At 67.6% G+C, this 9,330-nt stretch carries 7 protein-coding genes; all 7 read left to right on the top strand.

From position 1 onward, the window contains the following. Positions 1-261 precede the first annotated feature (261 nt). The 7 genes from RWX87_RS05950 (at position 262) to RWX87_RS05920 (ending at position 8,993) form a co-directional block, all read left to right on the top strand. A complete protein-coding gene (locus RWX87_RS05950; protein ID WP_314688605.1) occupies positions 262-516 on the top strand; it encodes a GlsB/YeaQ/YmgE family stress response membrane protein in 255 nt (84 codons plus the stop codon). 307 nt (positions 517-823) lie between these two features. Then, a complete protein-coding gene (locus RWX87_RS05945; protein ID WP_314688603.1) occupies positions 824-2,803 on the top strand; it encodes an ATP-binding cassette domain-containing protein in 1,980 nt (659 codons plus the stop codon). Next, a complete protein-coding gene (locus RWX87_RS05940) occupies positions 2,800-4,677 on the top strand; it encodes an ABC transporter ATP-binding protein (RefSeq protein ID WP_314688600.1) in 1,878 nt (625 codons plus the stop codon). The genes RWX87_RS05945 and RWX87_RS05940 overlap by 4 nt, the downstream gene beginning before the upstream one ends. A gap of 489 nt (positions 4,678-5,166) precedes the next feature. Beyond that, positions 5,167-5,832 carry an MptD family putative ECF transporter S component gene (locus RWX87_RS05935; protein ID WP_314688597.1) on the top strand — a complete coding sequence of 222 codons (666 nt, stop codon included), beginning with the start codon at positions 5,167-5,169 and terminating at the stop codon, positions 5,830-5,832. 60 nt (positions 5,833-5,892) lie between these two features. Continuing rightward, a complete protein-coding gene (locus RWX87_RS05930; protein ID WP_314688594.1) occupies positions 5,893-6,672 on the top strand; it encodes an energy-coupling factor transporter transmembrane component T in 780 nt (259 codons plus the stop codon). A 224-nt stretch (positions 6,673-6,896) separates the two neighbouring features. Beyond that, complete coding sequence (locus RWX87_RS05925; protein ID WP_314688591.1) at positions 6,897-8,456, top strand: ABC transporter ATP-binding protein; 1,560 nt, start codon at positions 6,897-6,899, stop codon at positions 8,454-8,456. Between the two features lie 6 nt (positions 8,457-8,462). Continuing rightward, positions 8,463-8,993: a GNAT family N-acetyltransferase gene (locus RWX87_RS05920; RefSeq protein ID WP_314688589.1), complete on the top strand. Its 531-nt coding sequence runs from the start codon at positions 8,463-8,465 to the stop codon at positions 8,991-8,993. Positions 8,994-9,330: the final 337 nt, after the last annotated feature.

Genomic DNA, 9,330 nt, shown 5'->3' with positions numbered 1-9,330 from the left:
TCGGCCACCCATCATCGTCGAAACCCGCGACTCGCAAGCCTCCGGCACGAAGCCATCAAGCCCGCTTCAGCGGCATGCTGCGACCCCATCCACCCCCCACCACGGAGCGAACTCCCAGCAAAGCAAGCCGACCACAGAGCAAATCATGACCAACATTCACTTTTCTTCCCAAAGCAGACGCCGGGCACTCCACTCCTCGGTGCCGTAGCGTGGAGTCACGGATGCTCGAGGTTGAGCGTCACCAAATAGAAAGGACATCCCATGTACTGGATCTGGACGCTTATCGTAGGGGCGATCATCGGCGTCATCGCCGGAGCCATCACCAACAAGGGCGAATCCATGGGCTGGATCGCCAACATCCTCGCCGGCCTGGTCGGCTCGTCGGTTGGCCAGGCCCTGTTCGGCACCTGGGGTCCAAGCCTCGGAGGAATGGCGGTCATCCCCTCGATCCTCGGCGCCGTCATCGTCGTACTCGTCGTGAGCTTCATCGTCGCGAAGGCGCACGGGAAGAAGTAGAAGTCGAGGCAGCGAGAGGTCGGCACAACCTCACCCCCGTTCCCATGCGTCCCATGTGCGCCCCCGAACCTCACCGGCCGGGGGCGCATCCATGTGAGCAATCCCACAGCCCTTCGTACGCGCATCGCGAAGAAACAAGGGCCGAGGTATTGACCCACGTGGTTCGTCGCCCGTACGGTGGCAGGGATCGCAGGGTGTGACTCATGGATCCCCCAAACGCCGCATCGAACCCATGCCGGCCTCGCAGGGCCGCACCGGTCCGGACGCCGGACACACCGGATGATCAGGGAAGGACGTGCAAGGCCTCATGATCGACAGGAACCTGTTCCGGCTGCCGGGGGCCGACCTCCGCGGATCGCTCGTCCTCGGCATGCTTCATGCGCTGTGCGCGCTGATGGATGCGGCGGTCGGCCTCATCGCGGTCCTCGCCGTCGCCCGGGCCGCCAACTGGTCGCCGGCGCGACCAGGCCCGGATGGTCCGCTCGGAATCGTGACCGCCTCCCTGCCGGCGGCCCTGCTGACGATTCTCGCGCTCGTCGTCCTGCGCGTCCTCGTGCGGCATGCCACGAACGTCCTGGCCGGGAGAATGTCCCGTCGTATGGGCGAGGCCCTGGCGAACGACCTCTACCTGTCCCTCATCGACGAATCCGCCATCGCGGACCGGGACGACGCGGCGCGGGGCAAGGCCACCCCGCATCAGAGCCTCGCCCTGCTGGCCACCGAGGGAGTCGCCTCGGTGAGCACGTACTTCACCACCTTCCTGCCCACGCTGGTCGAGTCGCTGCTCATGATTTTCGTCGCGCTGGCCGTCCTCGCGCCCGTCAGCGTCGCCGGGGCCGGGATCATCGTGCTCGGCATGCTCGTCATGCCCTTCGCGGCGAACATGACCCGCGAGAAGGACATCCGCACGCAGATCGCCCATCTGCAGCGCTACGACAAGGTCGGAGTGCACTTCGAACAGGCCCTGCGAGGCCTGCCTACGCTCAAGACCTTCGACGCCGACGGACGCGAGGCGCATCGTCTGGCCAACGACTCGGAGGGCTTTCGCAAGGCCACCATGCGTCTGCTCGGCGGGCAGCTCACCAGTCTCATCGGCGCCGACGGCGCCATATACGCCTCGGTGATCGCCGCCACGGCCGTCACGGCGCTGATGTCACGCTCCGACTCCGCCGGCTGGGTGACGGCCGTGCTCGTCGCCGTCACCGGCGTGCGCCTGTTCGTCCCCAGCCGTCAGCTCGTCTACCTCATGCATGCCGGAACGGTCGCCCTCAAGCAGGGCCGGGCCATCGTCCGCGCCCGTGACATGCGCGCCGGGCACGCAGGGAAAGCCCCCGTCGAGCGCTCGCGGAACAGGAACGGCATGACGGCTCCCGCAGGCACGGGCACCGCCGTCCGCATCACCGCACGCGGACTCTCTCTCGCCTACCCGGACGCCGCGGATAACGGGGATAACGCAGATACGCGGGACACCCGGGATGCCGGGAACACCCGACGCGTCGGGAACGCCGCGGAGAAGGCCCTCGACCACGTCGATCTGGACCTGGGCCCCACCGGTCATGTGGCCATCGTCGGCGCCTCCGGATCGGGCAAAAGCACGCTGGGCGCCCTGCTCTCCGGACGTCTTCGCGGATACGAGGGCTCTCTGACTGCGGACGGCACCGAGCTGCGCGACCTCGAGGACCGGTGGTTCATCGACGACGTCACGCTGGTACGCGGAACCGACCAGATCTTCTCCGGAACCGTTCGCAACAACCTCGACCCGGCCGGAGTCGGCTATGACGACGTCACGCTGATGGACGCGCTGACGAAGGTCGACCTCGCGGACGTCATCCGTCGCCGCGGCGGGCTCGACGCGACGGTCGACTACGGAGGCACGAACCTCTCCGGCGGCCAGCGCCAGCGGCTCGGGCTGGCTCGCGCTCTGCTGCGGGACACCCCCATCGTCATCCTGGACGAGGCGTCGAGCGCCGTGGACCGTGACCATGACGAGGACCTTGCCGCGCTTGCCGACGACATGGGCCGAACGCGACTCGTCGTCACCATCTCGCACCGGTTGGCGTCCGTGCGCCACGCCGACCTCATCCTTGTGCTCGATCACGGCCGCATCGTCGAATCGGGCGACTTCGACGCGCTTGCCGCCACAGCGGCCGGACCGTTCGCATCGCAATGGCGCGAGCAGAGAACGCTTGAGGGCATCGGGGCCGCGGGCGAACGGAAACCCTCGCGCATGGCGGTCGCCGCGACGCCGTCACGCTTCACGGAACCTCTGAAGGAGGCGGTCCGATGACGACCACGCCGATCATCGGGGAACACCTGGGACAAGGGACCCGAACGACGAAGGTTACGGAATCCGGCCCGCTTCACGCGGAACCGGGCGCCCTGAGCAGCGCATCCGGCAACCCGATGCCCACCCCGCGGGTCATGCGCCGCATGGCGAGGCAGATGCTTCCCCTCGCCGTCATCGAGTTCAAGGCCATCGTCTGCGGATCGCTCGGGCATCTGTCGGCCATCTGGACGGTGATGCTCGCCGCGGCGGGACTCGCCGGGGCCTTCACCGGCGCCTCCACGGCCGTCTGGGTGGCCGCACTCGCCGCCGCGGTCGTGCTGGCGTTCGTCCGGGGGCCGCTCGCCTACGGGGAGCAACTGTTCAACCATCAGATGGCCTTCAGCGTGCTTCGCGACATCCGCGGCGAGGTGTTCGACAGGATGCGGGCGCTGGCGCCCGCGAAGCTGCGCCGGGAGGGGCGAGGCAACCTCGTGACGGTGATCACGCAGGACATCGAGCTGCTGGAGATCTTCTACGCGCACACCCTCTCCCCGATCGCCATCGCCGGCATCACCACCCTGGTCAACGTCGTCGTGTTCTGGACCTTCTCCCCCTGGCTTGGTCTGGCCTCCCTGGTCGCCGACTTGCTGCTGGTGCTTCTCGTGCCCCTGCTTACTGCCGGACCGACATACCGGGCCGCGTCCGCCGAACGCACGGCCACGGGAGCCCTGCACAGCCTCGTCCTCGAATCCCTGGACGCCCGAGACCAGCTCGCCGGCCTTGGCGCCGCCCGGCGGACGCGGGAACGCCTTATGGCGGCCACCACCAGGATGCTGGACGCCCGGGGCCACAACAACAGGGCGCGCGGCTGGAACGACGTCATCACGGAAAGCATCCCCATGCTCGGCCTGGCCGCGTTCACCGGCACGGCCGTCGCCCTCGTTTCGTCCGGAGGACTGGGGGCCGTCTCCGCCATCGTGGCCGTCGCCGGATTCACCGCCTCCTTCCCGGCGCTGATGTCCGTGGCGCGCCTGGGCTCGGGCCTGCAGCCCACGCTGGCCTCCGCCCGCCGCGTCTTCGCGCTGATGGATGAGAAACCGGCGGTCGAGGAGAACGAGGGCGGTCGGACGCCCGACTCCTTCACCGGTCTCGACGCCCGGCATCTGGCCTTCTCGTATGCGGACGACGCCGGCGAACACACCGACGCCGTGCTCGCCGACGTGGACCTGTCCATCCGGCCAGGGGACGTCATCGCCGTTCAGGGCGAGAACGGCGCCGGCAAATCCACGCTCATCGACGTCCTTATGCGCTTCCGCGACCGCACGGACGGCACGCTCGACGTCAGCGGCGAGTCGATCGAGACCATCGACGTGCACGCCCTGCGCAGGCTCGAGACGATGGTCAGCCAGGACACCTTCCTCTTCGACGACACCGTCGCAAGGAACATCGCCATCGCACGACCCAAGGCGGCGCGCACGGACATCGAGGCGGCGGCGCGGGACGCCGGACTCGACGACGTGCTCGCCGAGCTGCCCAGCGGCCTCGATCACCGGCTCACAAGGAACGGCTCCGAGCTGTCCGAGGGGCAGCGCCAGCGCATCGCCGTCGCACGGGCCTTCCTCAGCGACGCCCCGCTCGTACTGCTCGACGAACCCACCAGCAACATGGATGCCCTTCTCGAGGGCCGGGTGCTCGACGCCCTGTTCCGACACCGCGACGGCCGCGCGTATCTCATCGTCTCCCACCGGTCCGCGGTGATCGCCCGGGCCGATCGCCTGCTCACCCTTCGGGACGGGCGGCTCGTCGCGGATGCCGCGCAGGCCATAAGCGGAAGAGAGAACAGCAGGGAAAAAGCCTCGGAAGCCTCTGAGACGTCCGCCATGGAACGCGCCTAGCACAACCGGGACGAAAAATACAGTCGTGACTTTTCGCGCCGATTCTTCTACAGTGCGGAGGCGAAGGCAGCGAAAAGAGCAAAGGAAGCGAAAAGGCGGGAACGTGGTCGCTGCAATCACGGCGCGGCGACCACGATGCGGCAGAGAATCGCGGAGACGCGGCGGACCACGGCGGTATGGCCACGGAGACGCAGCGAACCACGAAATGCTTCGGGTCGTGGCGGCGCGGCGCTCCTCATGCCCGTCGTCGCCACGGAGACGCGGGAATCCGAGGCGACGACGACCCGCCGCATGCGAATGATGCCGCCTCGCATGATCCGCCTACGGAACCAACCGCGGCGGACATCCCCGCATCCCCAAGCAATCAGGGAGTCACTGAAGGAGCCACAGATGACCGACGATCCAGACACGGCACCGGACGGCACACACGACGCGTCCGATACCGGCGCTTCCCCCAGGAACGCCAAGACACCCTCCCCGTTGGATCCGATGGATCCAACGGATCGCGCGGCGTCGGCAAAAAACCATGCGCAGTGGACGGCCGAGGCCTACCAGGAGGCGCAGAGCTCCGACGACGGCCGTCTGCGCATGCTCGACTACATCCTCATCGGCGTGTACACGGCGCTGTACTTCGTGCTCATCGCCATCCCCGCCCTTCCGGCGCATCTCATCCCGGTGCTCATGCCCTTCATGGGTCTGGGCTGCGGCATCTTCGGAGGTACGGCCTATCTTCTCGCGCTGACGAAGTCGCGGCGCTTCGGAACCGTGACGATCATGGGCGTCCTGCTGGCGCTTCTCATCGGCGTCATCCACGGCAACTACTACACGGTGGCCACGGCGCTTGCGGCGGCCCTCGTGGCCGACCTCATCGCCCGCCGGGGCGACTATGGGAATCGCGGTCTCATCATCGTCTCGGCCGGGGTGTTCAACCTGTGGACCATCGGCATGTTCCTGCCGTTCTACGTAGGACGGAGCTCGTATCTGGCGAACCTCTCCAGCGCGAAGGGATCCGGGTACGCCTCCGAGCTGGCCTCGCTGTTCCCTGGCTGGCTGCTACCCGTCCTCGTCGTGCTCAACCTGGCGGGAGGCGTGATCGGAGCGATCATCGCTCTGGGACTGTTCCGCCGGCACTTCCACCGGGCGGGACTCGCCTAGACGCCCGTCCCGTCCGGGCGGATCCCTCCACGACTCCCCACGACTCCTCCAGGAGAATCCATGCGCATAGCCACCGCCGAGTACCGGGGACCCTTCCGGCTCGATCCCCGGACGAAAATCGCCTACGCGACCGTGGTGGGCTGCTTCTGTCTGGGGCTGGTGGGCGGGGCGGCGCTGTCGACGGGAATCGTCCGGCATATTCTGGAGCTGTCGGTGGCGGGGGTTCTGATGGCGAACCGACGCTGGCGGCTTCTGGCGGGATACGCATTCGCCATGGCGGCGTCGGTGGCCGTCGAAGCGGGGATGCCCGCTCTGGGATTCGCGTCGGGAGGCGGCTCCCGGGGATTCGCCGCCGCGATGACGGGCTCGCTCGTCTGGGCGATCACCACGTCGGCGGCGATGCTCATCCAGCTGACGCCCGGTGCGATAACCGCCTACTGGCTGCTGTCCACGACCACCGCCGGCGAGCTGACGACGGCGCTGGATCGACTGCATGTCCCCCGCGCCGTGACCGTGCCGCTCGCCGTCATGCTGCGCTTCTTCCCCACCGCGGCCGCCGAAGGCCGGTCCATCCGTGACGCGATGCGGATGCGGGGAGTGCGTTTCGGCGGCGGCAAGGCCTCGCGGATTCTGGAGTTCCGCGTGGTACCGCTGGTCGCCAGCTCGGTACGCATAGCCGACGACCTCAGCCAGTCGGCGCTCACCCGTGGCCTAGGATCCCCCGGACCGCGCACGAGCATCGCACGCATCGGCATCCGTGGCGTGGACGTCGCGGTTCTGACGGCATGCGTGGCATGTCTGGCGGCGTGGGCGTTCACCGCGTCCGGGCTGCTGCCCTGATGGCAGGCGGCACGATGACACGAGACACGGTGACAAGAGACACGGGAACGGCAGAATCCCGAAGGCTTCCCGACCACCCCTCCGGGTCCATTCGCCTCGAGAACGTCTCCTTCCTCTACGGAGGCGGAAGTAATCCAGACGGGAGGGATCCAGAGGACAGGAACGGAACCGACGGGAACGCGGACGAGAGGAAGGCAGACGCCCGGAACGTCGGCGCGAGGGGAATGGCAGCGAACGAATCGGGGACGGCGGACACGCGAACCGCATCCCCCGCAGCCGTCGAGGCGGATGCACGGGCATCAGACATCTCGCAGCCGCACGGCGTCGCCGATCTGAGCCTGGACGTCCTCCCCGGCGAGACCCTGCTGCTGTGCGGGCGATCCGGCTGCGGCAAGACCACGATCACCCGGCTCATCAACGGTCTGGTCCCGCACTACTTCCGCGGGCGTCTGTCGGGACGCGTCCTCGTGGACGGCTTCAACGTCACCACCACTCCGTTGGAGAACCTCGTCGGGCATGTGGGTTCGGTCTTCCAGAACCCGGCGAACCAGTTCTTCACCATGACGGTCCGCGACGAGCTCGCCTTCGCCTGCGAGAACGCCGGGATGCCGCCCGAGAGGATTCGTCGGCGCATGGAACAGGTGGCCGGCGCCTTCGGTGTCGACGGGCTGCTCGACAGCGGCGTGGACCGGCTGAGCGGAGGCCAGCAGCAGCAGGTCGCCTCCGCAGCGGCGGCCATGGCACGACCGGGAATCCTGGTGCTCGACGAACCCACGGCGAATCTCGACGCCTCGGCCATCGATCGCCTGCGCGGCATCATCGCTCTGTGGAGGGACGAGGGCCGGACCGTCGTCATCGCCGAGCATCGGCTGTACTGGCTCGAGGGACTTGTCGACCGCGCCGCCATCATGGATTCCGGTCGGATCACGCAGGTCATGAGCGGCCGGGAGCTCGGCGCCCTCACGGATGAGGAGCGTGAGGGACTGGGGCTACGGCCCACCACGCGAAGCGGGCTGGAAAGGGTTGTCCGACGGGCCGGATCAGTGGCGCGCGGGCCGCGGAACGAATCCTCCGGAGCCTGGCGCATCGACGGGTTCTCCTACACGTACCGGCGCGCGAAAGAACCTGCCCTGGCCATCGAGGGCGCCGCGTTCCCAGCGGGTCGGGTGACGGTCGTGATGGGCCCGAACGGAGCCGGCAAGTCCACGTTCATCCGATGTCTGCAGGGACTCGACCGACGCTGCCGCGGAAAGCTGGTCGCGCCCGATGGCGAACGCCTGGGACGCCGCCGCAGGCTGGACGCCTGCTTCACCGTTCTGCAGAACGTGACGCGCGAGCTGTTCACGGCCGACGTTCTCGACGAGGTGATGCTTGCGCAGCCCCATGAGGACGCATCCGAGGCAGGGGCGATTCTCGCCCGCCTCGATCTCGCCGGGATGGCGGGCCGTCATCCCCTCTCGCTGTCCGGCGGACAGCGCCAGAGGGTGGCCATCGCCGCGGCAGTGGCGTCGGAACGGCCGATCATCATCGCCGACGAGCCGACGAGCGGTCTCGACCTCGGCCATATGAGACAGGTCGCCGCTCTGCTGCGCGGGCTCGCCGACGAAGGGCGGACGGTCGTCGTCGTCACGCACGACCCGGAGTTCGCGGCCCTGTGCGCCGACCGGACGCTGCGCATCATCCGAGGACGAATCGTACGAGTGCAGGAACCGGATGGCGTCTCTGAGGCGATGGAGGATTCGGCCGTGGCGAACGCCCCGGATTCACGGGAATGGACGAGGTAGTCTTCGATGATGCATATCCGTCCGATACGGGAATCCGACGATTCCTCCCTCGCTCCCATCATCCGTTCGAATCTCGCGGCGTTCGGCCTCGCCATCCCCGGTACGGCGGCCTTCGACCCGGAGACGGACCATCTCAGCGTCTTCTACGGGGCGTCCTCGCGCCGCGCGTATTTCGTCGTGGAGGATGACGATGACGGACGGGTCCTCGGAGGCGCGGGCATCGCGGAGATGGACGGCGACGATTCGACGGCCGAACTGCAGAAGCTGTACCTGGATGATGCCGCGAAGGGCCATGGACTCGGCTACAGGCTGATTGGACGCATCACGACCTTCGCCCTTGCGGTCGGATACCGCCGGCTGTATCTCGAGACGCATCATGCGCTCGAGGCGGCGAACCACATCTACCGCAGAAGCGGGTTCATCCTCATGGACGGCCCTCTTCCCGGCAGCGTGCATGGAGGGGCCATGGACCGCTTCTACATCAGGGCCCTGCACGATGCCGCAGGCTCGGTCGCGAAGGCGGAAGCGGTCGCCTAAGGTCGGCGGACCATGTAGGAAAGCCGACGAAAGCCATCACGGGGCCCTCGCGAGAAGCCCCGGCAGGGACCCCGTACCGGGACCGTGAGAAGCCCCGGGAAAAACTTCTGTGCGAATCCACGCGAGAAGCCCGGACGGGCGGCGCGAAGGACAACCAGACACAGACCCTGGGCAGCGACCGCATTCGTTGGGCAATCGAATCATGTCCTGGGCGGCCTTCTTCGGGAACCACGAATTTCCGGCGACAAGAATCGGCGGAAAATCAAGGATTCGCAGAATCTCTCTTTCCGAAGCGCGGTTCCCCGCCAACGGAATCTGCCCAAGATATGAAACGAGA

Source organism: uncultured Bifidobacterium sp., assembly GCF_963540075.1.
Classification (GTDB): Bacteria; Actinomycetota; Actinomycetes; order Actinomycetales; family Bifidobacteriaceae; genus Bifidobacterium.
The sequence above is the reverse complement of the archived record's forward strand: the minus strand, read 5'-3'. Positions and strand labels throughout refer to the sequence as shown.